Annotated in this window: 20 protein-coding genes; 4 read left to right on the forward strand and 16 right to left on the reverse strand. The window is 65.3% G+C overall.

Annotation, left to right across the window (positions count from 1 at the left end; all coding sequences use genetic code 11):
- The 3 genes from ACEQXV_RS09155 to ACEQXV_RS09165 all read right to left on the reverse strand — a co-directional run.
- On the reverse strand, positions 1 to 542 hold a 542-nt coding region (locus tag ACEQXV_RS09155; protein WP_370268878.1), incomplete at its 3' end, for an aldehyde dehydrogenase family protein.
- Positions 543 to 545: 3 nt separating this feature from the next.
- Positions 546 to 1,463: a dihydrodipicolinate synthase family protein gene (locus ACEQXV_RS09160; protein ID WP_370253335.1), complete on the reverse strand. Its 918-nt coding sequence runs from the start codon at positions 1,461 to 1,463 to the stop codon at positions 546 to 548.
- A gap of 10 nt (positions 1,464 to 1,473) precedes the next feature.
- On the reverse strand, positions 1,474 to 2,187 hold the full coding sequence (locus tag ACEQXV_RS09165) for a GntR family transcriptional regulator (RefSeq protein WP_370253336.1): 714 nt from the start codon (positions 2,185 to 2,187) through the stop codon (positions 1,474 to 1,476).
- Positions 2,188 to 2,298: 111 nt separating this feature from the next.
- On the opposite strand from ACEQXV_RS09165, the gene ACEQXV_RS09170 reads away from it, so the two are divergent.
- The 4 genes from ACEQXV_RS09170 to ACEQXV_RS09185 all read left to right on the forward strand — a co-directional run bounded on the left by ACEQXV_RS09170 (position 2,299) and on the right by ACEQXV_RS09185 (position 6,893).
- Positions 2,299 to 3,249, forward strand: coding sequence for a GlxA family transcriptional regulator (locus ACEQXV_RS09170; RefSeq protein ID WP_370253339.1), 951 nt, complete (start codon positions 2,299 to 2,301; stop codon positions 3,247 to 3,249).
- 219 nt (positions 3,250 to 3,468) lie between these two features.
- The gene (locus ACEQXV_RS09175) at positions 3,469 to 4,371 is read left to right on the forward strand and encodes a 2-dehydro-3-deoxygalactonokinase (RefSeq protein WP_370268879.1); all 903 of its coding nucleotides are present in this window, start codon (positions 3,469 to 3,471) and stop codon (positions 4,369 to 4,371) included.
- Positions 4,372 to 4,445: 74 nt separating this feature from the next.
- Positions 4,446 to 5,432, forward strand: a complete 987-nt coding sequence (locus tag ACEQXV_RS09180; RefSeq protein WP_370252793.1) for a type I glyceraldehyde-3-phosphate dehydrogenase — start codon at positions 4,446 to 4,448, stop codon at positions 5,430 to 5,432.
- A gap of 15 nt (positions 5,433 to 5,447) precedes the next feature.
- Positions 5,448 to 6,893 (forward strand): NAD-dependent succinate-semialdehyde dehydrogenase, encoded by a 1,446-nt coding sequence (locus ACEQXV_RS09185; RefSeq protein ID WP_370268881.1) that lies wholly within the window; start codon positions 5,448 to 5,450, stop codon positions 6,891 to 6,893.
- Positions 6,894 to 7,188: 295 nt separating this feature from the next.
- Here the strand turns inward: ACEQXV_RS09185 and ACEQXV_RS09190 are convergent, their stop codons facing one another.
- The 13 genes from ACEQXV_RS09190 to ACEQXV_RS09250 all read right to left on the reverse strand — a co-directional run bounded on the left by ACEQXV_RS09190 (position 7,189) and on the right by ACEQXV_RS09250 (position 23,797).
- A complete protein-coding gene (locus ACEQXV_RS09190) occupies positions 7,189 to 7,884 on the reverse strand; it encodes a GntR family transcriptional regulator (RefSeq protein WP_370268883.1) in 696 nt (231 codons plus the stop codon).
- 54 nt (positions 7,885 to 7,938) lie between these two features.
- A complete protein-coding gene (locus tag ACEQXV_RS09195; protein ID WP_370252797.1) occupies positions 7,939 to 9,942 on the reverse strand; it encodes an exonuclease domain-containing protein in 2,004 nt (667 codons plus the stop codon).
- Between the two features lie 96 nt (positions 9,943 to 10,038).
- A complete protein-coding gene (locus tag ACEQXV_RS09200) occupies positions 10,039 to 10,569 on the reverse strand; it encodes a hypothetical protein (protein WP_370252798.1) in 531 nt (176 codons plus the stop codon).
- A gap of 16 nt (positions 10,570 to 10,585) precedes the next feature.
- The gene (locus ACEQXV_RS09205) at positions 10,586 to 12,400 is read right to left on the reverse strand and encodes a DUF294 nucleotidyltransferase-like domain-containing protein (protein WP_370252800.1); all 1,815 of its coding nucleotides are present in this window, start codon (positions 12,398 to 12,400) and stop codon (positions 10,586 to 10,588) included.
- Positions 12,401 to 12,505: 105 nt separating this feature from the next.
- A complete protein-coding gene (locus tag ACEQXV_RS09210) occupies positions 12,506 to 14,281 on the reverse strand; it encodes a sodium:solute symporter family protein (protein WP_370268885.1) in 1,776 nt (591 codons plus the stop codon).
- Positions 14,282 to 14,296: 15 nt separating this feature from the next.
- Positions 14,297 to 14,557, reverse strand: coding sequence for a DUF4212 domain-containing protein (locus tag ACEQXV_RS09215; protein ID WP_370254762.1), 261 nt, complete (start codon positions 14,555 to 14,557; stop codon positions 14,297 to 14,299).
- Between the two features lie 99 nt (positions 14,558 to 14,656).
- Positions 14,657 to 15,343 (reverse strand): adenylate kinase, encoded by a 687-nt coding sequence (locus ACEQXV_RS09220; protein WP_370254760.1) that lies wholly within the window; start codon positions 15,341 to 15,343, stop codon positions 14,657 to 14,659.
- 9 nt (positions 15,344 to 15,352) lie between these two features.
- Positions 15,353 to 17,278, reverse strand: a complete 1,926-nt coding sequence (gene acs, locus ACEQXV_RS09225) for an acetate--CoA ligase (RefSeq protein WP_370268899.1) — start codon at positions 17,276 to 17,278, stop codon at positions 15,353 to 15,355.
- Positions 17,279 to 17,856: 578 nt separating this feature from the next.
- Complete coding sequence (locus ACEQXV_RS09230; protein ID WP_372525555.1) at positions 17,857 to 18,840, reverse strand: LysR family transcriptional regulator; 984 nt, start codon at positions 18,838 to 18,840, stop codon at positions 17,857 to 17,859.
- Positions 18,841 to 18,866: 26 nt separating this feature from the next.
- Positions 18,867 to 19,598, reverse strand: coding sequence for an Ldh family oxidoreductase (locus tag ACEQXV_RS09235; RefSeq protein WP_370268887.1), 732 nt, complete (start codon positions 19,596 to 19,598; stop codon positions 18,867 to 18,869).
- Positions 19,599 to 19,733: 135 nt separating this feature from the next.
- Complete coding sequence (locus ACEQXV_RS09240; protein ID WP_370268888.1) at positions 19,734 to 20,534, reverse strand: metallophosphoesterase; 801 nt, start codon at positions 20,532 to 20,534, stop codon at positions 19,734 to 19,736.
- 72 nt (positions 20,535 to 20,606) lie between these two features.
- On the reverse strand, positions 20,607 to 23,126 hold the full coding sequence (locus tag ACEQXV_RS09245; protein ID WP_370268890.1) for an ABC transporter permease: 2,520 nt from the start codon (positions 23,124 to 23,126) through the stop codon (positions 20,607 to 20,609).
- Positions 23,123 to 23,797, reverse strand: a complete 675-nt coding sequence (locus tag ACEQXV_RS09250) for an ABC transporter ATP-binding protein (RefSeq protein WP_370252046.1) — start codon at positions 23,795 to 23,797, stop codon at positions 23,123 to 23,125. Before ACEQXV_RS09250 ends, ACEQXV_RS09245 begins: the two co-directional genes overlap by 4 nt.
- Positions 23,798 to 23,811 lie beyond the last annotated feature (14 nt).

Here is a 23,811-nt window from a genome sequence, read left to right on the forward strand (position 1 = left end):
GCCGGGCCGATCTTCCACGCCAGCATCAGAAGCGGGAAGTTCCACGGCAGGACGAGGCCCACGACGCCGATGGGTTCGCGCACCACCATGGCGATGTGATCGTCAGAGGCGGGACTGACCTGATCGTAGATCTTGTCGATCGCCTCCGCATGCCACTTGATGCAGTTGATCGTCTCGGGGATGTCCACCGTTTCGCAGTCGTAAATCGGCTTGCCGCTGTCGAGGCTTTCCATCACCGCAAGTTCGCGGGCGTTCCGGGTCAGGAGCTTGGCGAAGCGGATCAGGATGCCCTTGCGCTCTGCCGGGTGCATCCGCGACCAGCGGCCATCGTCAAACGCCTCGCGTGCTTTGGTAACCGCGAAATCCACATCCTCGGCCCCGCAGGCGGCTACGTCCGCAAGGGTTTCGCCCGTCGCCGGGTTCACCGTGGCGAAGGTCTTGCCCGAGATCGCCGGGCGGTAGGCGCCATCGATATAGGCGGCATTGGGGAAGTCCATCTCGGCGGCCAGCGCCTTGTATTCGTCGCGTGTCAGCAGGTTCATCTCTCAGCCCTCCGCCTCGATCTGCGCAATGGTGCGCTTCAGCACGCCGACCACCTGTTCCAGCGCGCGCTTGTCGTCCTTGTTCAGCCCTTTGAGCGGCGGGCGCATCGGCCCCGTGGTGATCCCGTTCAGGTCCACCCCGTACTTGATCGTCTGGATGAACTTGCCGCCCTGTTCCAGCACCCGCATCAGCGGCATCATCGCCGACATGATCCGTCGGCCCTTGTCGAAATTGCCCTCCAGCGCGCAGGCGTTGTAAAGCGCGATATGCTCTTTCGGCAGGAAGTTCGATCCGCCGCAAACCCAAAAGCGGCTGCCCCAGGCGAAGAACTCCAGCGCCTGGTCGTCCATGCCGCAGCCAAGCTGGATATGGGGATAGTCGCGGGCCAGCAGGTGCACCCGGTTGATGTCGCCCGAGCTTTCCTTGATGCCGCAGAAATTGCGGCTGCGGCCCACGCGGTCGAGGAACTCCTCGCCCATCATCGTGCCGGTGCGGCCGGGATAGTTGTAGAGCATCACGGGAAGGCCTGCCGCCTTGTCGATGGCCAGCGCATTCAGCGCGTTTTCCCGGTCAGTCGGCACCGCATAAGGGGGGGAGGCCAGCAGGATCGCATCGGCGCCCACGTCCTTCGCACCGCTTGCCAGGGCAATGGAGTCGGGCGTCAGCATTGCGCCCGTGCCCACCACCAACGGAAGCCGGCCCTTGATGCGGTCCTTGGTGAAGCGGGCGATTTCCAGTCGTTCCTCGACCGTCTGTGCATAGTTCTCGCCGGTGGACCCGCCCGAGATCAGACCGTGCACACCTGCCTCGATAAGGCTGTCGATCACGTCTGCCAGGGCGGTCCAATTGACTGAGAAGTCATCGTTGAAGGGGGTCACGACGGGCGTGTAGATCCCCTCGAACCGAAAGATGGGTGTCATCGCTATCTCCTCAGGCGGTTGCGATGCGCGGGGGCGCACCAAGCGGCAGGTCGAGCCCGCCGGGCATGACGAACAGTTCGATCTGGTTGCGGGACAGGTTCCAGTGCTGCGTGGCTAGGGCCGCGGCCTTGTCGGCATCGCCCGCCTCGATCGCGGCGATGATGGCGTCGTGCTGGTCGGCGGCCTCGGTCACGTTGCGGGCCATGGCTTCGTCGCGGGGACGGTAGAAGGTCATGGAAATCCGGGCGTGGTCGATCAGAAGGCGCTGGAAAGAGGGCAGGAGGTAGACATTGCCTGCCATTTCGCCGGTGATCTCGTGGAAACGGTTGTTCATGAGCGCCCGGTCACGGGCCGAGCCCTGCCGAAGTGCCGCGCGGAAGCCCGCCTGCGTCGTCTTGAGCGCCTCGATCTGTGCGGGGCGCGCGTTCAGCGCCGCAAGCCTCAGGATCGCGCCGTAGATCATCGGGGCGGCAAGGAAGAAGTCGCGCAGCGTGGTGTGGGACATTTCGGAAACCCGTGCCCCGCGGTTCTGGCGCAAGTCGACATAGCCTTCCCCGGCCAGCCTTCGCAGCACTTCCCGCAGGGGCGTGCGCGAGAGGCCGAATTCCGCGCATAGACTGGCTTCGTCAAGGTCGGCGCCTGGCTGCATTTCCAGCGTCAGGATCGCGGTCTTGAGCGCCTCGTATGCGGCGTCTTTTGGGCTGATGCGGTCCGAATCGGGCATGGGTGTCCTCTTGATCTGCCCGACGCTTAGCAAAGGCTGAACACAAATAAAATACATATTGAATACAATTTTGAAATCGGGCACCTCTGCCGTAGAGTTGTGGGGATGACGATGGAAACGCCCGAACACTTTGCCTTTCTTCTGGTCGATGACCTGACGCACATGGCCTTTGGCTGTGCGGTTGACCCCTTGCGCATCGCCAACCTGGTCAGCGGCAAGACGCTGTATTCCTGGTCACTCGTCTCGGAAACCGGAGGGCCTGCGACCTGCTCCAACGGGATCGTGACGCAGGTGAACCATGCGCTGGATGACATGCCGCAAGCCGATCGATTGTTCGTGCTGTCCGGTATCGGCGTGCAGAAGCGAAACACGCGCAGCCTTATGAACGGCATCCGAAGACAGGCGCGGCGGGGGGTTCAGATCGGGGGGCTGTGTTCGGCGGCCTGGATCCTGGCCCGCGCGGGATTGCTTGACGGGCGCAAGGCCGCGATCCACTGGGATTTTCACGATTCATTCATGGAAGAATTCCCGGACGTGCACCTGGTCAGCAGCGTCTTCGTCGCGGATGAGAAAATCGTCACGGCTTCGGGCGGCACCGCGACGGCAGACCTGATGCTGCACCTGATCGAGGAGAGCCATGGCGGGGACCTGGCGGCCGAGGTCGCCGACCAGATGGTCTATAACACCGTGCGAGAGGCGAACGCGGCGCAACGGCTGTCTTTCCAGGCCCGCCACGGCATTCGGAACGAACACCTGTCGCAGGCAATCCGCCGCATGAACGAGACCATCGAGACGCCGATGTCCCCGGCAGAGATCGCTGCCGAATTGCGGATATCCGTGCGCCAGCTTGAAAGGCTGTTCGGGCGCTACCTCAATTGCTCACCGAAGAAGTTTCAGCTTGATATCAGGCTGCAAAAGGCAAGGCATCTATTATTGCAAACAGAAATGCCAATCACGGAAGTCGCCTTCGCCTGTGGCTTCAAAAGCTCGGGTCACTTTTCCAGAAGCTACCGGTCCCATTTCGGGTGCTCTCCAGGCCAGCAGCGCGGGAAAATTGCATAATCCGTTCTGAAACAGGTGGTTGCGGTTTCTCAGGGCAGTGATTTTCTCGCTGCTTCGAAGGGTCACTTCGCACTTTCCTATTAATAATTCTGAAAATCCTGTTGACCGCTCAGATCGTAAGAATATCTAAAGATACAGGGATTCCGTTTTGATTTGCGAGAAAAAACAATTTCAAAGCGCAATAATTCTGGATTTCCTTTGATGGAGTAAGGGGTGCAGATGCGAAAGCGCGTTCCGGCAAGTATTGCCGTTGATTGGGGGCTTTCCGGGGTAAGGGCCTGGGCGCTGGATGATCAGGGAAGCGTTCTGATGAAGGCGCGCTCGGCCAGGAATCTGTCAAAACACGCCGGTGCTGGTTTTGAAGCGGCCCTGATGCGTTTGATCAGCCCTTGGCTGCTAAAGGAAAGCACGCCCGTCCTGGTCAGCGGCGTTGCCATGATGGACGGTGTCGAGGATGTCGTGACATCCCCCCGGCTTCCTGCAACCCCAACCGTCAGCCTTCCCATCCCCGTTTCGACAACGGATACCCGCGCCTCTGTACATGTGTTGCCGGGCCTTCTCCAGGCATCGCCGGCTGATAGGCTCGATGCCGAAGAGGCCGTGGTGCGCGGCGTGATCGCCGATTATCCCGGGTTCACCGGTGCCTTGTGTCTGCCGGGGGACTTCTCGAAATGGATCTTGCTTCAGGCCGGAACGGTTCGGTCAATCAGTAGCTTTCTCAGCGGCGAACTGGTTTCGCTTTTGGTCGCCCAATCCAGCCTGACGGGGCTTGAAGGCCACCGGGATTTGGATGAAGCGACCTTTCAGGAAACGGTGTCTGAGGTGCTGCGCGAGCCAGAAAGCATCATGCGGGTGCTTGGGGCCCTCAAGACCGGACCGAGGGCGTCCGTAGACATCCAGTTGGCGCGCTTGTCGGGGGCCGTAATCGGGGCCGAACTGGCCGCTACTCGATCTTACTGGGCGGATCGGCCCGTTATCGTCATCGGGCATGGGGCTCCGGCGCGGCACCATAGCCTCGCTCTAGCGGCCCAGGGCTGCGATGTGAGCGTGCGGGATGACGAGGAGCTTACCTTCATCGGGTTGAAAGCCGCCCTGACCCACGTGGTGACCGAGCTCGCCTGACCCGAACAGGGTGACCCGGCTTGCGCCCGGCGCGCGCCCGTGCATGACTGCGCGCGGTGCGAAAGAGGCGGGACATGACCAGCGTCATCATCAATGGATTTGGTCGGATCGGTCGCTCGGTTCTGCGGGCGTGGCTGACGTCAGGGCCGTGGCCCGAGATCGAGATTGTCGGCGTGAACGACATCGCATCGCTGGAAACCTGTGCCTATCTTTTCGAATTCGACAGCGTGTTCGGTCCGTTCCCCGGTGGTGTTCAGATCGAGGACGGAGCGTTGATTGCGGCCGGACGTCGGATTCCCTTCACCTGCCAGCCAGAGCTTGGCGCACTGGACCTGTCAGGGGTCGACGTGCTGATGGAATGCACCGGCCGGGCCGAGGATCGCATGATCGCGGAACAGGGTCTGTCCGCCGGGGCTGCGCGGGTTCTGGTTTCGGGTCCATCGCCCAAGGCGGATCTGACCGTGGTGCTCGGGGCCAATGATGACTTGCTGACCCCCGATCATCGGATCGTGTCCAACGCGTCCTGCACGACGAATGCGCTTGCGCCGCTGGCCCGTGTGCTCGATGACGCCTACGGGCTGGAAACTGCGCTCATGACGACGGTGCATTGCTATACGGGCAGCCAGCCCACGGTTGACATGCCGATGGCCAACCCCGCGCGCAGCCGGGCGGCGGCCCTGTCCATGGTGCCGACAACGACCAGTGCGGAAAAGCTGGTGGACATTGTCCTGCCGCATCTGGCAGGACGCATCACCGGGTCCGCCGTGCGGGTGCCCACGGCCAGCGTGTCCTGCGTGGACCTTGCCGTGATCCTGCGCGACAGACCGAGCGCCGACGAGGCGCGGGCGCTTCTGGCCTCATCGGGCGGCGTCATTGGATATACCGACAAGCCGCTCGTGTCGTCAGACCTGCGGCAACGGCCCGAGTCGCTCATCGTCGCCGGGCCCGAGATCAAGCGGTCGAAAGGCGGCATGCTGCGCGTCTTTGGCTGGTATGACAACGAGTGGGGTTTTTCCTGCCGGATGCTCGATGTGGCCCGGCGTATGGGCAGTTTCGCCTGAGATGGGAGAGAAGAGATGAGCTACACGACCTGGCTTCGTGAGGGAAACTACATTGACGGTCAGTGGGTGGGCGCCGATAGCGGCGGCACCATCGACGTGACCAACCCGGCGACGGGCGAGGTGATCGGCACGGTGCCGAACGCAGGCGACGCGGAAACCCGTCGCGCCATCGCCGCCGCCGAGGTGGCCTTCCCCGGCTTTGCGGGGATGGACATGATGGGGCGTCTCGCGCTGCTGTGGAAGCTGCACGACGCGCTGATGGACAATCAGAAAGACCTTGCAGAACTGCTGACCGTCGAGATGGGCAAGCCCCTGGCCGAGGCCATGGGCGAGATCGCGATCGGCGCGCAATACGTGCGCTGGTTCGCCGAGGAAGCCCGCCGGGCCAAGGGCGAGATCGTGCCCGCCGGCGTGAGTGGCCGCCGCATCTTGGTGACGCGTCACCCCGTCGGCGTCGTGGGCATGATTACTCCCTGGAACTTCCCCTCGTCGATGCTGGCCCGCAAGCTTGGCCCGGCGCTGGCCGTGGGTTGCACCGTGGTTGCAAAGCCCGCAACCGCGACGCCCTATTCGGCCCTGGCCTGGGCGGCGCTGGCCGAAGAGGTTGGTTTCCCCAAGGGCGTGGTGAACGTTATGACGGGTTCGGCGCGCAAGATCGCCGGCGCGATGATGGAAAGCCCGGTGGTGCGCAAGGTGACGTTCACCGGCTCGACCGAGGTGGGCAAGGAGCTGATCCGGCAGAGCGCCGACACGGTCAAGAAGGTCTCGATGGAACTGGGCGGCAATGCGCCCTTCCTCGTGTTCGACGATGCCGATATCGACAAGGCCGTGCAGGGCGCAATGGTGTCGAAGTTCCGCAATGCGGGCCAGACCTGCGTCTGTGCGAACCGGATCTATGTGCAGTCGGGAGTCTACGATGCCTTCGTCGAAAAACTGGTCGCCGCGACCGAGGCGCTGAAGGTCGGCAACGGCCTGGAGCCCGGTGTCGAGCAGGGACCGATGATCGACACGGATGCCGTTGAAAAGGTGGAAGAATTCATCGCTGACGCAACCGCCAAAGGAGGCGTTATCGCCACTGGCGGCGCGCGCCACGGCAATGGCGGCAGCTTCTTTGCGCCCACGGTGATCCGCGAGGCGACGCAGGATATGATGTTCGCGCGGGAAGAGATCTTTGGCCCGCTTGCGCCGGTCTTCCGGTTCGAGACCGAAGAAGAAGCGATCGCGATGGCCAATGACACCGAATACGGCCTGGCCTGCTATGCCTATACCGCGGACCTGTCGCGGGCGTTCCGCCTGAACGAAGGCCTGCAATACGGCATGATCGGGATCAACTCGGGCCTCATTACCACCGTGGAAGCCCCCTTCGGCGGGGTCAAGGAAAGCGGCATGGGCAAGGAAGGCGGCAGCCAGGGTCTCGACGATTACCTCGACACCAAATACGTCTGCATCGACGGAATCTGACAGCAGGATCGCGGCGCGGAGCGCCGCCCCGCGATCCCCAAAAAAGGGGGGGGTGCCGGGTGTGCACCCCCCGTACACCCCCTGTACACCCCCCGTGCATACCAACCCGGGTTTCGCCGCGCCCTGCGCGTCGATCCGGGCGCGGCCCTCGTCGACCCCCGCATTCGCGGGGGCACTCCTCGGGCCGCAGTTGCCACGGGGTCGGGACCCAGGGCGGCGCATTTCCTTATCGGTTGGGACGGCGTCGAAGGCAGGGCGCCTCCGGCGGGAGGACTTGATCCAAGAAGAAGCCGCGTCAGGTGCCAGGGGCGGTGGAGAAGCGGACGGGGCCTGCGATGCGCAGAACCTGTCGGGCGAGCGCACGGCCGTCGGCGGCCAGGGCCGTGCGGGTCAGGCACAGGAGCGCGGTGTGGCGGTCGCAGGAGAGCGCGACCGAATCGCCCATGCTGGTCATCTCGGCATGGAGCCGGTCCTCGATGCGGTCGGCTGCAAGGCCGAGGGCTGCCAGCAGATCCGGGAACTCGATCGGTTGATCCTCGTCCATCTCGGGCCGCACGGACCGGGGCAGGGTGATGTCTTCCAGGGCGAAGCGCTCGCCCGCGGACTTTAACGTCCGCGAGAGCGCGTGAAGCCGGCCCGTGAAGATATCCGCCTCGCCCGCCTCGGGCATGCGCGAGAGCAGCCTTGCGCGGAATACTTCGAGGTCAAGCGGCGCGCCGTCCGGTTGCGTGAGGAACCCTATGGCGGACCCGGTCGGGGCCGTCTGCGCCGCCCCGGGGTCGGCCACCACGGTGCCCCGGCCCGGTTTGCGGTGGAGAAGGCCCATGGCCTCGACGCTCATGAGGGCGCGGCGCATGGTGCCCTGGCTGACGCCGAATTCCTCGGCCAGCTCGAACTCGTTGCCGATCCGGGTGCCCACGGGCCAGCTGCCGGACCGGATGCGGCGCAGAAGTTCGGTTTCGGCTTTCTTGTAAAGGGGCACTCGGGCCATGCGTCAGTCTCCGGAGATCGTCTGGAAGATGGGACGGGCCCGCGCCCGCTGCTGTCAATTGAGGTGGCCGATCAGCCTTGCGTGGCGGTCGAATGCCTTGATGGTTGCCCCCAAACTGGGCAGCTCTGCCGCCTCCATCATCGGAATCATCTTTGCGAAGGCCGCCGCGGTGCCGATGGCGTCGCCGATAGCGGTGTGGCGGTCTTCCTCGGGGATGGTGATGGCGAGACGGTCGCAAAGCGCATCGAGCGTGTGTTCCGCCGACTGGCCGAAGAGGATGGCCGAAAACAGCACCGTGTCGAGGATCGGCTGGTCGAAGCGCAGGCCGATCTCGGCTTCGCGGCGTTGCAGGAAGGCCATGTCGAAGGGGGCGTTATGGGCCACCAGCACGTTGTTATCGGCAAAGCGGTGAAAGCGGGCCAGGGCCTCTTGCACCGAGGGGGCGCCTTCGACCATCTCGTTGGTGATGTGGTGCACGGCGGTGGAGGCGGCGGGGATCTTGCGGCCCGGATCCACAAGCATGTCGAAGCGTTCCTGCGGTCGGACCCGGCCATTGACGACGCGCACGGCGGCGATCTGGCAGATCTCGTCGACCTGGGGATTGAGGCCGGTCGTCTCGGTGTCGAAGATCACGAAGTTGAGCTTCGAGAGCGGCGCATCGGACAGGGCGGCAGGAAGCTCGGCATGCAGCAGGTCGAAATCATACTGCATCGCGCGGGCGGGCAGGGTCTGGCGCGGGAAGGCCAGCGGCAGGGAGAATTGCAGCGCGGCGCGGCCCTCGGCCCCGTCGCCAAGCGTGACCCGGGTGCCGTGGGTGGTTTCCACGTCGCCGCCCGTGAAGCTTGCGAAACCCGGCGAGAGCGGCACGGCGAGCCAGGCGTCGAGATCCGCGCGACCCGGCATGGGCGCGGCGGATTCCAGGCTGAGCGTCAGGGCCTCGTCGCCCATTTGCGTCACCCGCAGGACAAAGCCCTTGGCCCCGTGCCCCGACCAGCCGAGGCAGAGCCGTTCCATCAGCCGCGTCACCGCGTAGCCGTCGGCGCGCACCCGCCGGTCGGGCAGGTCGACGGACAGGGCCACGTCCTTGCGGGCCAGCCGGGCGCGCAGGGCGGCCCCGAGATCGCCCAGGGGCAGCACCTCCATCGGCCACCAGGCGGTGTCGGTTGCGGATTTGCGCGCAGCGACATCGGCGACGGTTTCGGCAAGCGCGGCCTTGCGGGGCTCGGGCAGGGCGGGCAGGGCATCCTCTGCCGCCGCGATCAGGCGGTTGAGCAGGGTCGCGCGCTCGGCATGGACCTTGAGGTCCTTCGACACGTCGCGCAGGCTGAGCACGTAGCCCGGCCCCTTGGTTTCCTGGCCCTCCAGGTAGAGCAGGCGGATGCGCGCCTCCAGCAGGCGGGCCCCGCGACGGGTGGCGCAGAGGATGTCGGCCCCCTCGGTTTGGCCTGCCTCCAGAAGCCGGGAATAGGCTTGCAGGATCGGCCCCGGCATCAGCAGGTGGCGCACCGGACGATTGAGCCCGAGCGCCTCGGTGTGGCCCAGGATTTCCACCGCCCGGGCGTTGTAGAGCACCACGGAATGATCGGGCGTGCAGAAGAGCACCCCGTCGGGAACCTCGGCCAGCAGGGTTTCAAGGCGTGATTTTTCCAGGCTGAGCCGCGCGGTTTCGCGGCCCACGGCCATGGCCATGGCGTTGCGGGTTTCGGTCAGGTTGTGGGTGACGGCGGCAGCGGCAGTGCCCAGATCGCCAAGGTATTTCGCCGGGGCGTGGTCGATATCCTCGTCCACGTCGGCATGGGCGCGCGCGCGCATGTCAGCGGCCAGCCGTTCCACCGGGCGGGCCACGTTTTCATCGAAAAGAACCCAGATCCAAGTGGTGAGCGCCACGATTGCCAGGACCGCGATCACCCCGGCGATGACGAAGGCCGACAGGGCGTGATCCTCGCCGAGCCGGACGTAGCCGAGCGTCAGGCCCCCGATGGCAAGAAGCGAGGTGGAGCCTGCCAGGAAGGCGAAGAACAGGAAGATGCGCAGACGCAGAGAGAGATTGGTGAACATGGGTGGTCGGGGCCTCCTCTCTGCCCCTTGTGATCTTGGGTGGGGCCAGCCCGGCGCGGTCGCGCGTCGCGTCCGGGCGGGCCCTTCCCGTTACGGTCAGTCCGCGGTCTCCCCGCCGCAGACGGATTGCAGGATCGGATCGGCAGCTTCGGTGTCGATCCAGCTTGCATTGGTGGGTGTGCCGTCCTCGGCAAAGTCGGTGTCGGGCAGGATTTCGGCCCGGCGGTTGCCCGCGCAATCGACCAGAATGGGCATCACGATTTCCGGCTGCCAGCGTTCCTGCACGCGGATCTGCACGGCCAGGATGTCGGAGCCTTCGGCGGTCGGCACGGTTTCCGACGGCGAGTGGGCGATGAAGCCGCGCACCCAGGGGCTGACATAGGTCCAGGGTTGATACCAGGCCTGCTGGCGGCGTTCCGAGATCACTTGGGTGTCGGCGGGCATGGTGTCGAGCACGTTCTGATACCAGCCGTATTCCAGCCCCACGGTCGAGACGATCATGGCCAGACCCGCCGCAACGGGGATGATGCCCTTGGGCAGGCGCTTGCCGCTGATATGGCGCAGTAGAAGGCCGATCCCGGCACCGGCGAAACCCGCGATGAAGGCGGTCAGAAGGGTCCAGAACATGGGTGGGGGCGTCTCCTCAGCTCAGGTAACCACCGCTTTGACCGGCGGCGGATTGCATTGTCTTGACCACCACGAAGGCGTCGCGCAGGTGGCTGCGCTCGAAATCGGACAGGTCCGTGGGGGCCATGAAGTTGTCGGGTTTCTCGCCGCGCCGGATCTGCGCGGCCTGATGTTCCAGCCGTGTGTCGGCGATCATGTCGTAGGCGTCAATCAGATCGCGCCCGCCCGTGGTCGAGACCTTGCCCGCCTCGATCGCGGCTTCCAGCCGGGCGCGGGTATTGGCCACGGTCAGTTCGCCGCGCAGCGCGTAGATGCGGCCCAGGTCGACGATGGGCACGACGCCGTTATGCTTGAGGTCGATGGTGTTCTTGTGTTCGCCCGAACGCACGGTGGCAAAGCCCCGGAACAGCCCGAGCGGCGGCGTATGCTTGAGCGAGTTCGACACCATATGCGCCACGAAGATGGAATTCGCGGCGGCCTTCTTCAGCGTCTTTTCCTGGAGATCGGAGAACAGCCCGAATTCCCCGCCGATGGGGCGCAGGTCGAACATGACGCTGGCCAGCATCTGTGCCTCGGGGTCGGGCTTGGCGATCCATTTGTCGAAGTAGCCGCGCCACTTGGAAAGCGGCTGGCGCCAGCGGTCGGCGGTCGCCATCATGTCGCCGGGGCAGTAAAAATACCCGCAGGCATCCAGCCCGTCCGACACGAACTTGGCCAGCGCCTTGAAGTAGGCGTCATCCTCGGGCGTCATCGAGTCGTCGATGATCAGGCAGTTGTCCTGGTCGGACACGCCGGTCTGTTCCTGGCGACCCTGGCTGCCGCAGGCGAGCCACAGATAGGGCACGGGCGGCGGGCCGAGCTTGTCTTCGGCCATCGCCAGCAGGCGCCGCGTGGTGGCGTCGCCCACATCGGTAATCAGCCGCGTGACCACCTGGTGCGCGTTATGCCCGCCCACCAGTTGCACCAGAAGCTGCGGGATTCGGCCCACGATGTCTGCCAGCTGCTTGCAACTGGTGGCATCGGCAATGTCCTGGATGATGGTCGCCGAGGAAAGCGCCTGGAAGCGGGTCAGGTCGGTCTGGGTCAGGATGCCCACCAGCTTGCCCGCATCGACAACCGGCATATGGGTAATCTTGCGTTCCACCATCGTGTGCAGCACGTCCGACACCAGGGCCGACGGTGGCAGGGCCACCGGGTTCGCGGTCATCACCTGGCTGACCGGCGTGTCATGGGCCAGGCCTTCGGCCAGCGCCTTGTTGGTCAGGTCGCGGGTGGTCACGATCCCGGCCACGGCATCCGAGGCGGTGACCATCAGCGACGAGACCTTGTTGTCCCGCATGGCCTGCGCGGCCGCGATGATCGAGGTGTCCGGCGTCACCGTGTGGGGGTTCGGCGTCATCATGTCGGCCAGCGACATGGTGGCGAGGTCCTGCTTCTTGGCGCGGGCGGGCCGGGTGCGGTCGAAGAACTTGGCGACGCGGGGGTGGTCCGCCACGAGCGCCCGGAAGATACCGGCGGGAATGGCGATCAGGTCGGTGTCTTCCTCGGCGCGGGCCGAGGTGACAGCGGTGCCGTCGCGCATCAGGCCGCGTTCGCCGAAGCTGTTGCGGGGGCCGAGGATGGACAGAACGGCACCGGAATCGTCGGTGATGTCCACGCGGCCGCGAATGATCAGGTAAAGCGCCTCAAGCTCGTCCCCGAAGCTGTAAATCTGGTCGCCCGCCTTGATCGACCTGCGATCCACCTCTGTTGCCAGGCGGTCCAGCGCCTCGGCAGGCAGGCTGTCGTAGGGATGGGTATGGGCGAGAAATTCTCGGTTCGTCTTGGGCATGGTCGGGTTCCCCCGGAATGAAATGGCGCACCCCAAGCTTTCGGGATGCGCCCTTGTCTTGAACAGGGCCCGCGGTGTCGCAGGCCCTGAGAGAGCGGCTGAGCCTTACTTGTCCAGTGCGGCGCCTGCACCACGCGGGATGCGGACCGATTCCACCAGGTCCTGGATTTCCTGCGGCACCTCGTCGGTGGCGTTGGAGACCAGGTAGGCCACGGCGAAGTTGAACAATGCACCGATCGGGCCGAAGTGGGTCGGCGGGATGCCGAACAGGTACTGGCTCGAGTCGAGCATCGCGGTGCCCGGGATGAAGAACCAACCCAGGTACAGGAAGAGGTACAGACAGGTCGAGATCAGACCGGCCAGCATCCCTGCCACGGCACCCTTGGAGTTGATGCGCTTCGAGAAGATACCCATCATCAGCGTCGGGAAGAGCGACGCAGCAGCCAGACCGAAGGCCAGTGCCACCACCTGGGCGGCGAAGCCCGGCGGGTTCAGACCCAGGTAGGTTGCGACCACGATCGCACCGGCCATCGAGATACGGGCAGCGAGCAGTTCCCCGCCTTCCGAGATGTTCGGGTTGATCGTCGACTTGATGAGGTCGTGCGAGATCGCCGAGGAGATCGCCAGGAGCAGACCTGCCGCGGTGGACAGTGCTGCAGCCAGACCACCGGCAGCGATCAGTGCGATCACCCAACCGGGCAGCTGTGCGATTTCCGGGTTGGCCAGAACGAGGATGTCACGGTTGAAGGTGACGAGCTCGTTGCCTGCCAGGCCACGCTCTTCGCCGAATGCCTGACCAGCTGCGGAACCAGAGTTGTAGTACTGGATCCGGCCGTCGCCGTTCAGGTCGTCAACACCGAGCAGGCCGGTGACTTCCCAGGTGCGGAACCAGTCGGGAAGTTCGTCGGCAGCCACGGCTTCGCCTTCCACGCCGTTCGGCCACATGGTGTTGATGATGTTCAGGCGAGCCATTGCACCCACGGCCGGAGCGGTGAGGTACAGCAGCGCGATGAACACCAGCGCCCAACCAGCGGACCAGCGGGCGTCAGCCACGCGCGGCACGGTGAAGAAGCGGATGATCACGTGGGGCAGACCCGCGGTACCGATCATCAGCGACAGCGTGTACAGAGCCATCAGCCAGGGGTTGGTGGTGGCGGTGTACTCGTTGAAGCCGAGGTCGACCAGGAGGCCGTCCAGCTGTGCCAGCAGCGGGGTGCCCGCGCCGGCCTGATCAGCGGCCATGGACGAGAACAGGCCCAGACCCGGGATCGGGTTGCCGGTCAGCTGCAGCGAGATGAAGATCGCCGGGATGGTGTAGGCGACGATCAGAACGCAGTACTGTGCCACCTGGGTGTAGGTGATGCCCTTCATGCCGCCGAGAACGGCGTAGACGAACACAACGCCCGACGCGATGAACAGACCGGTGTCACGCTCCACTTCCAGGAAGCGGGCGAAAGCCACGCCTGCGCCCGACATCTGGCCGATCACGTAGGTGGTCGAGATGACGATGAGGCAGACAACCGCCACGATGCGGGCGGTCTGGCTGTAGTAACGGTCGCCCACGAATTCCGGCACGGTGTACTTGCCGAACTTGCGCAGATAGGGGGCGAGCAGCATGGCCATCAGCACGTAGCCGCCAGTCCAACCCATCAGGAAGAGCGAGTTGTTGTAGCCGACGAAGGCGATGAGACCGGCCATCGAGATGAACGAGGCCGCCGACATCCAGTCAGCTGCAGTCGCCATACCGTTGACGACGGGGTTAACGCCACGGCCTGCGGCGTAGAATTCAGATGTGGAACCGGCGCGGGCCCAGATCGCGATACCGAAGTAGAGCGCGAACGACAGCCCCACGACGATAATATTCAGAGTAGTCTGATCCATTGTTCGATCCGTCCCTTATTCCTCGTCGACGCCGAACTGCTTATCAAGCGAGTTCATCCGCCAGGCGTAGAAGAAGATCAGCGCCAGGAAGACCAGAATCGAGCCTTGCTGTGCAAACCAGAAGCCGAGGTCAGTACCGCCGACGGCGATGCCGCTGACCAGCGGGCGAAGAAGAATACCGAAGCCGAACGACGCAAGCGCCCAGATCACCAGACAGATGGTGACCAGACGGATGTTCGCCGACCAGTATTCCTGATTGGATGGCGAGTTTGCCATGTGGTTTCTCCCTTCGTTTGGGTCTCCCGAACCTATCCTCCCGACGGGTCCGGGTCTTAATCGCCGGCGCCCCTCCAGCAGGCGCCGACGAATTTCGTGTTACCCTTCCGTGACACCTGCCACGATCTCGCCAAGGCTGGCGGCGATCTGGCCGATATCCCCCATTGCGGGGACCCGCGTCAGCGCACCACGAGCGTCGTAGTAGCTGATCAGCGGAGCGGTTTGGGCATGGTATGCCGTCAGGCGCGTGCGCACCGTGTCGGCATTGTCGTCAGCGCGCCGCTTGAAGTCGGTGCCCTGGCATTTGTCGCAGGTTCCCGCGGTGGCGGGCTGCTTGAACTCGTCGTGGTAGCCTTCGCCGCAGGCCGCGCAGGTGTAGCGGCCGGAAACGCGGGCAACCATGGCTTCGTCATCCACTTCGAGGCTGATCGCAGCGTCGATCTTCTGGCCGCGGGCGGACAGAAGGTCATCGAGTGCCGCGGCCTGTGCCTCGGTGCGGGGGAAGCCGTCGAGAATGGTGCCCTTGGTCACGTCGGGCTGGTCCAGCCGGTCGGACAGGATGGCGATCACGATCTCGTCGGAAACGAGTTCGCCCTTCTCCATCACCGCCTTGGCGGCAAGGCCGGCTTCGGTGCCAGCGGCAACAGCCTCGCGCAGCAGGTCCCCGGTGGACAGCTGCACAAGGCCGAATGTCTCTTCCAGCATGCGGGCCTGGGTGCCCTTCCCGGCGCCCGGAGGGCCGAGAAGGATCAGGTTGACGGGGCGTGTCATGGTGTCAGTCGTCATCATGCCGCCTTACTGGTTGGCCCGGTTGGCGATCAGGTCGTCCACGACCGAGGGATCGGCCAGGGTCGAGGTGTCGCCGAGGCTGCCGAAGTCGTTCTCGGCGATCTTGCGCAGGATGCGGCGCATGATCTTGCCGGACCGGGTCTTGGGCAGGCCGGGGGCCCACTGGATGACATCGGGCTTGGCGATCGGGCCGATTTCCTGGCGGACCCAGTCAGAGAGCGTCTTCTTCAGCTCGTCGGACGGGGTTTCGTCGTTCATCAGCGTCACGTAGCAGTAGATGCCCTGGCCCTTGACCGGGTGCGGATACCCGACCACGGCCGCTTCGGACACGGTTTCATGTGCCACCAGGGCGCTTTCCACCTCGGCGGTGCCCATGCGGTGACCGGACACGTTGATCACGTCATCGACGCGGCCGGTGATCCAGTAATCGCCATCCTCGTCGCGGCGGCAGCCGTCGCCCGAGAAATAGTAGCCCTTGTAGTCCGAGAAGTAGGTCTTCACGAAACGATCGTGGTCACCGAAGACGGTGCGCATCTGGCCCGGCCAGCTGTCGGCGATGACGAGAACGCCCTCGACACCATTGCCCTCGACGACTTCGCCGGTGGTCGGCTCCAGCACCAGGGGCTTGACGCCGAAGAAGGGCTTTTGCGCCGCGCCGGGCTTGAGCTCGTGCGCGCCGGGCAGCGGGGTCATCATGTGACCGCCGGTTTCGGTCTGCCACCAGGTGTCGACGATCGGGCAGCGGCCCTTGCCGACATGGGTGTTGTACCAGTTCCAGGCTTCGGGGTTGATCGGTTCGCCGACCGAGCCGAGCAGCTTGAGGCTGCTGAGGTCGTGCTTGTTGACGAAGTCAGGCCCCTTGCCCATCAGCGCGCGGATAGCGGTCGGGGCGGTGTAGAACTGGTTGACCTTGTGCTTTTCGCACACGGCCCAGAAACGGCCCGCATCCGGGTAGGTCGGCACGCCTTCGAACATCAGCGTGGTCGCGCCGTTGGCGAGCGGACCGTAGACGATGTAGCTGTGCCCGGTGACCCAACCCACGTCAGCGGTACACCAGAAGACATCACCGTCCTGGTAGTCGAAGACATACTGGTGGGTCATCGAGGCGTAGACGAGGTAACCACCGGTGGTGTGCACCACGCCCTTGGGCTGACCGGTCGAGCCCGAGGTGTAGAGGATGAAGAGCGGATCTTCGGCCCCCATCTCGGTCGGCATGCAGTAGGTGCTGACTTCGGCGGCGAGGTCGCCATACCAGTGATCGCGGCCTTCGCGCCATGCAACCTGCTGGCCGGTGCGCTTGACCACCAGGCACTGAACGTCGTCACCGCAATGCAGCAGCGCCTTGTTGACGTTGTCCTTCAGCTCGGTGACACGCCCGCCGCGCGGAGCGCCGTCGGAGGTGATGACCAGCTTGGCATCACAGCCGTTGATCCGCGCGGCGAGAGCGTCGGGAGAGAACCCGGCGAAAACGATGGAATGGATGGCGCCGATGCGCGCACAAGCCAGCATGGCATAGGCGGCTTCGGGGATCATCGGCAGATAGAGAACGACGCGGTCGCCCTTGCCGATGCCAAGCCCTTTCAGGACGTTGGCGAACTTGCCGACTTCCTGGCTGAGCTGGTTGTAGGTGATGTGCTGGGCTTCGTCGGTCGGCTCGTCCGGCTCGAAGATGATCGCGGTCTGGTCGCCGCGCGTGGCCAGGTGCCGGTCGATGCAGTTGGCCGACACGTTGGTGGTGCCGTCCTCGTACCAGCGAATGTGCACGTCGTCATGGGCATAGGAGGTGTCCTTGACCTTCGTGTACGGCTTGATCCAGTCGATGCGCTTGCCATGCTCGCCCCAGAACCCTTCGGGATCATTGATCGAGGCGGCATACATTTCTTCGTACTTGGCGGCGTCAATATGCGCGCCGGGCAGAAGATCGGGCATCATGTTGGTGTCGTTGGGCAATGTTGTCTCCCTTAAAGAGTGCCGGTTCTCGTCCCAGGCAGAAGACACGGCGAACCGGGGCGGAAAACCGGGGTTTTCCACGTGTCCTGCGTTTGCGGGTAAGTTGAAGTCGTTTCTGGCGACCCTGTCCTGACCCCTGGGCCCCGAAGGGCTGACAATGTTTGGTTAGCCTCCCCCAACCGTTTTTCGTCATCCCGGGCCGGTTATCGCCGCTGGCGGTAGGACAGGCCCCCGAGATGGCAGGGGTGCGTTTGTTGCGCATCCCTTGCGAGGAACCTTACAAAATTTCGTGAACACGAGAACTGTTAGCTTTGTCTGCCGCCGTGTTCTGTAACTGATTTTCTTGCGACGCTACGTAAGCTGTAAATAAATTTACACAATCATAGGTTAATCCTTTTGAAACAGTGGTTAAGATGATCGGTGAGAGATGAGACGACTTCTTTCGGACAGTCGTTTTCTTGACTATCGCTACCAAATTGTCGCAGCGAAAGGGTGCTTGCGGGCGCAAAAGGGGGTGCGCGTGGTCGATCTAGCGAGGGAATCGGGCCAGGCAGGCAGGGTCAATCCGGCAGGCTGCGATAGAGGTCTTGAAGCCAGGGCATCTGGACCAGGCCCGGATCGGTGAAGTGCTGGGTGATGAGATCGCGGGCGATGGTCGCGATCTGGTCGGGCACGTCGCCGGACCAATCCTCGGCCGCGCAAAGCACGATGCGGCGCGAAAACCCCTCGAAGGGCAGCGGATGCGCGTCGATCCCGTCGAGAAACCGACCGGCCCGCAGAAGCGACAGGGGCGTGGTGATCGTCCAGGCGCTGCCGCTGGCCACCAGGGCGCTGATCGACTGGTTGGAGTCCAGCTCGAACCGATTGGGAAGGGACAGGCCCTGGCGCGACAGGGCGCGCTCGATCTGCTGGCCCATGATCTGATCCTGGTCCCGCCGCAGAAGGCGCAGGTGGGTCAGGGACTCCAATCCTGCGGAAATGTCGGTCCCCTTGGGCACGGCCAGGATATATGGGTCCTCCAGCAGCGGATGGATGATGGCGCCTGCAGGCATCTCGCGCGCTTCGGCGCAGATCGCGATGTCGAGTTCGTTGCGGGCGATGCGCGTAAGCAGCCTGTGGGACGGGCCGGTATGCAGGCGGAAGACGCAGTTCTGCATGGTTTCGGCCAGCCGCGTGGTCAGGATCGGAGTCACCTCGTTTTCGAAATCCTCGATGATGCCCATCCGAAGTGACGAGACTTCGGACAAATCCAGCGTGGTCAGGTCCCGCTGCCCCGTCCGCAGCGCCCCAAGCGCGGCTTCCACGTGGCGCAGGAACTGGCGGCCCGCCGGGGTCAGGATCATCGGCCTGCGGCCCTGGTCCACCAATGGCATGCCAACGGCCTGGTTGAGGTTCTTGAGCTGCTGCGACACCGCCGGGGCGCTCATCCCAAGGCGCCGGGCCGCTTCGCCGACCGACCCGGTCTGCGCCAGCGCCTCGAACACTTCGAGACCGCGAATGGAAACCCCTTTGAGAACGCCGCCCATGATCCCGTCATCTGCCAATCGCCCTCCGCGCGGCGTGCGCGGTCTCAGGCGGTGATGATCTTTTCTAACAGGCGTGTTGGAACCGCGATACCGGATTTCTCGACGCGCCCGGTCGCGGACCGGTCCGCCGGCCACAGTTCTGTCCTCAGGATCACGAGGTGATGGGTCAGGAGAAACGGCCCGCCGAACGGCCCTTCGTAGGGCTGCTGGTCGAGATCGGGGGCGTGCATGAGGATCGGGCGCGGCAGGCTTTCGGTTCCGGTCGAGGGCAGGCCATAGCCCACATCGCCAAGCGTCAGGGCAAGCCTGCCGCCGGGGTTGGGTTCGCTGACGATGCCGCCGACCCGCGCGATGACGGTCAGCCCCCGGTCGGACAGGGCGTCGGATAACGGTGCCAGGGTAGCGACCGGGTAGGCCTTGCAGACGGTAAGGCTGGCCAGGCCCTGCGCGATCGCGTGGTCCATGACGGCGGGCAGGGCGAAGTCGATGGCAGGACAGGAAAAGCCACCATCGGCATCGCAGTGAAAGACCGAAGGCGCGCGTTGCGACAGGGTCGGAACGGCGTCGGTCGAGACCCGCCCCGTTCGCAGATGTTCGATCATGTGCGGCAGGATGCCAAGCGCGACCCGGCGCAATCCTCGTTCCTCGGCCCGCCGGATCATCTGCGCGGAACTGATCGCCGCAGCGGGTTCTGTCCCGGCCCGGATCAGCACATCCCGAGCCAGCGCCTCGATATCCTCACCTTGCAAGAATTCCATATCGCCAACGTTACGCACCGGCGCACCCCCAACCACTCGTAACCCATACACCCATAGCATGGGTGACGGAGCGCGGCCTGTCCACGGTGCGAATTAATGAAAGGTTAACAGCCTGCCGGGATGGTTAAGTGGAGAGGCGTGCCCTGCCGGTCGTCAGGCGTAGAGGAAGTCCACGCGGCCCTCTGGCGAAATCGCAGCGGTGCACAGGAGCCCGGTTTCCCAGGCCCCGGTGTCGACACAGATCCGGCCATCGGTTTCAACCGGAACCTCGCCGGGCGTGTGCCCGTGAACGATCCAGTTGCCGTCAAAGCGCGGACGCGAGTCGAACTCGGGATGCCCCCACAACAGGACGCGGGGCGACTGGTTGTCCATCGCGTGTTGCGGGTCGGCAGCGGCATGCACCACCCACAGGTTGCCGGAATTCCAGCTAAGCGGAAGCTCGGTCAGCCAGGCCAGAAGCTCGGGCGCCATCTGTGCCCGCAAGGCGGCTGCTTCCTGCTTGAACAGGTCCGGCGGGCAGCCGGGGGCCAGCTGGCTGGTGTGCAGGCCGAAGCTGTCGAGCGTTGGCCTTGCGCCGCTGCGCAGCCAGCGAGGGCCCCGGGTGGCCGGATCGGCCAGGAAGTCGAGAAGCATCCGTTCGTGATTGCCCATCAGGCAGGTCACGTTCTGCGGCAATTCCTTGGCCAGTTCCCACACCCGGGTCAGGGCGGCGGCGCTATCGGGGCCATGGTCGATATAATCGCCGACGAACACCACCTGAGGATTGCGCGCGCCGGTCGCGCCCACGTGCTCGTCGATCCGGTCGAGCGCGCGTTCCAGCAGGTCCGCGCGTCCGTGCAGGTCGCCCACCACGTAGGTCATTGCCTCAGGGCGCGGCAGGCCCCGGTCCTGCGCCGGGCGGTCGGCCTGGGCAGGGGCGTTGCGGGACAGGATGCTGCGAAGGTTGCGGATCATGGGTATGCACTTGCGCCGGGCGGGCCGCAAAAACAAGGGCCTATGCACCTGCTGCGGCGACAGTTCGCCAGTTCAGCCCTCATCGCGCAAGACCCGGGCAGGCCGCACGGCCAATGGGCGCAGGGCGAAGGCAAGCCCTGCCAGCAGGGTGGCTAGGGCGCCGCCAAGGGTGATCGCCAGGGCCGAGGGCAGGTGAAAGGCGAAGTCGGTTTCCATCACGAAGCGGGTCATGGCCCATCCGGCAAGCCCCCCTGCTGCCACGGCCACCGCGCCTGCCGCCGCCCCCAGAAGGGCCGAGCGCAGGGCGAAACTGGCCAGGATGCGGGCGCGGCTGGCCCCCAGTGTTTTCAGCACCGCCGCCTCGTAGGCGCGGGCCCGCTCCCCGGCGGCCGCCGCGCCGATCAGCACCATGAACCCGGTCAGCAGCGTTGCCGCCGCCCCCCAGGAGGTTGCCGCCGCAATGCCCGACAGAGCCCGGGTCACCTGGTCGATCGCGTCGCGCACGCTGATCGCGGTGATGTTGGGGCCGATGGTGGCGACCTCCTGCAGGATGCGGGCCTCGGCTTGCCGGTCCGCGTAGACGGTGGCGATATGGGTATGCGGGGCACCGGCAAGGGCGTCAGGCGAGAGCGTCATCACGAAGCCGATCCCGGCATTGGAAAAGTCGACCTCGCGCAGGGCGACGATGGAGGCGGTGATGTCGCGGCCAAGGACATTGACGGTCATGCTGTCGCCAAGGCCGATGCCCATTTCCAGCGCCTCTTCGGCCGCGAAGGCCATCTGCGGCGGGCCGGTGTGATCGGCGGGCCACCACGTGCCTTGGGTGATCTCGCGCGCGGGCGGGGCCTCGGCCTGGTAGGTCAGACCCCGGTCGCCCCGGATCACCCAGTGGTTGCCCGCGACCTCGGCGGCCGGGCGGTCGTTGATCCGGGTGATCACGCCACGCAGCATCGGGGCGCTTTCCACGCGGGTGACGTCGGGTTCGGCCTCCATCGCGGCGCGGAAGGGCGAGATCTGGTCGGGCTGGATGTCAACGAAGAAGAAGGCAGGCGCCACCTCGGGCAGGTCCCGACTGATCGCCGCGCGCAGGTTGGTGTCGATCTGCCCCACGGCGGCAAGGATCGACAGGCCAAGTCCGAGCGACAGGATGGTGCTGGCCGCCTCGGATCCCGGCGCGCCGATCGCCCCGAGGGCCAGACGCAAGGCAGGGCGACCGCGAGAATGGCGGGCCAAGCGGCGGGCGGCGAGGCGCAGCAGACCAGCGGCCAGCGACAGGATCAGGAGCGCGGCAAGGATCGCGCCGGCAGACCAGAGCGCCAGACGGGGAAGGCCCGACAGCCAGGCCGACAGCGCGATCAGCAGAGCGGCCAGGCCCGCGATGACCATCAGGAAGGGCCAGCGCGGCCAGCGTCGCGCCAGCCCCGCGGCCTCGCGGTACAGCGCGGCGGCGCGGACCTGCTCGACGCGGGCCAGCGGCCAGAGCGTGAAGATGAGCGCAGCCAGCGCCCCGTAGAGCGCGGCCTCGGCCAGGGGGCCGGGATGCAGGCTGACCTCGGCGGGCACGGGCAGACTGGCGGTGATGAAGGGGGCAACCGCGAAGGGCAGCACTGCCCCGAGAGCAAGGCCAATGAGAAGGCCAAGCAGGGTCATGACGCCGATCTGGGCGAGGTAGATGGTGAAGAGGGTGTGCCGCTCGGCCCCGAGGGTCTTCAGCGTGGCAATAGTCTCTGTCTTGCCAGCGAGGTAGCTGCGGACAGCGGCGGAAATGCCCACGCCCCCCACGGCAAGGCCTGCCAGGCCAACAAGCACCAGGAAAGCCCCAATCCTTTCAACGAAACGGCCAAGCGCAGGGGCGGCGTTGCGGGCCTCCTTCCAGCGCATGCCGCTGTCCGCGAACAGCCCCCGCGCTTCGTTCTCCAGCGCGGCGAGGTCGGTGCCTTCGGGCAGGGCAAGACGATACTGGCTGTCGAAGAGCGTGCCGGGGGCCAGCAGGCCGGACCCCTCCAACGCGTCCAGGCGGACCAAGGTGCGCGGGCCGGGTCCGAAATTGCCCCCGGCCATGTCAGGTTCGGACACAAGTGCCGCGCGCAGTTCGAAGGCTTGCAGGCCGAAGGTGACGGTATCCCCGATCTCAAGGCCCATCTGGGCGATCAGCGTCGGATGCATGACGGCGCCGGGCAGGTCGGTCGTGGCCAGCGCGTCCTCGATGTTCATTGCCGGATCAAGCCCGACCTCTCCGTAAAGCGGATAGCGGCCGTCAACGCCGCGCAGCTGAGTCAGGCCGCGCACCGTTTCGCCCCCCACATCGGCCACGGCCATGGATCGGAAATCGACGGTTTCGGACACGGCCCGCGCGCGGGCCGCCATCCAGGCGGCCTCGTCCTCGGTGGCCATGCGATAGACAAAGGTCATCTCGGCGTCGCCGCCCAGGATGACCGCGCCTTCCTCTTCCAGCCCGATCTGGACGGCTTGCCGGACAGAGCCCACGGCGGCGATCGCGGCCACGCCGAGGGCCAGGCAGGCCAGGAAGATGCGGAAGCCGTGCAGCCCGCCCCTCAGATCGCGCCAGGCAATGCGCAAGGCGATGGTCATGCTGCCTCCAGCCGACCGTCGCGCAGCCGGATCACCCGGTCGCAACGCGCGGCCAGTTCCGGCGCGTGGGTGACCATGACAAGGGTCGCACCATGCCGGTCGCGCAACTCGAAGAGCAGGTCCATGATCGCGCGCCCATTGGCCTCGTCCAGGTTGCCCGTGGGTTCATCGGCCAGCAGGATACGCGGGCGTGGCGCGGCGGCGCGGGCCAGGGCCACGCGCTGTTGTTCGCCGCCCGAAAGCTGACCGGGATAGTGCTGCATCCGGTCGGCCAGCCCCACGGCGGCCAGTTCCTCTGCGGCCCGGTCGAAGGCATCCTTTCGTCCTGCCAGCTCCAGCGGCGTTGCCACGTTTTCCAGTGCCGTCATCGTGGGAATGAGGTGGAAGCTTTGAAAGACCACGCCCATATTATCCCTGCGAAAGCGTGCAAGGCTGTCCTCGGTCATCGGTGTCAGGTCCTGGCCAAGAGCCTCGACGCGCCCGCCCGTGGCCCGTTCCAGCCCGCCCATGAGCATGAGGAGAGACGACTTGCCCGACCCCGATTGCCCCACCAGCCCCACGGTTTCGCCCTGGCCCACGGATAGCGTGACCCCGTGCAGGATGCCCACCGGGCCTGCGTTGCCGTCGAGTGTCAGGGTGGCATCGGTCAGCGACAGGATCGGGTCGGTCATGAAATGGCTCCGGC

This window comes from Nioella sp. (assembly GCF_964229645.1).
Lineage (GTDB): Bacteria > Pseudomonadota > Alphaproteobacteria > Rhodobacterales > Rhodobacteraceae > Nioella.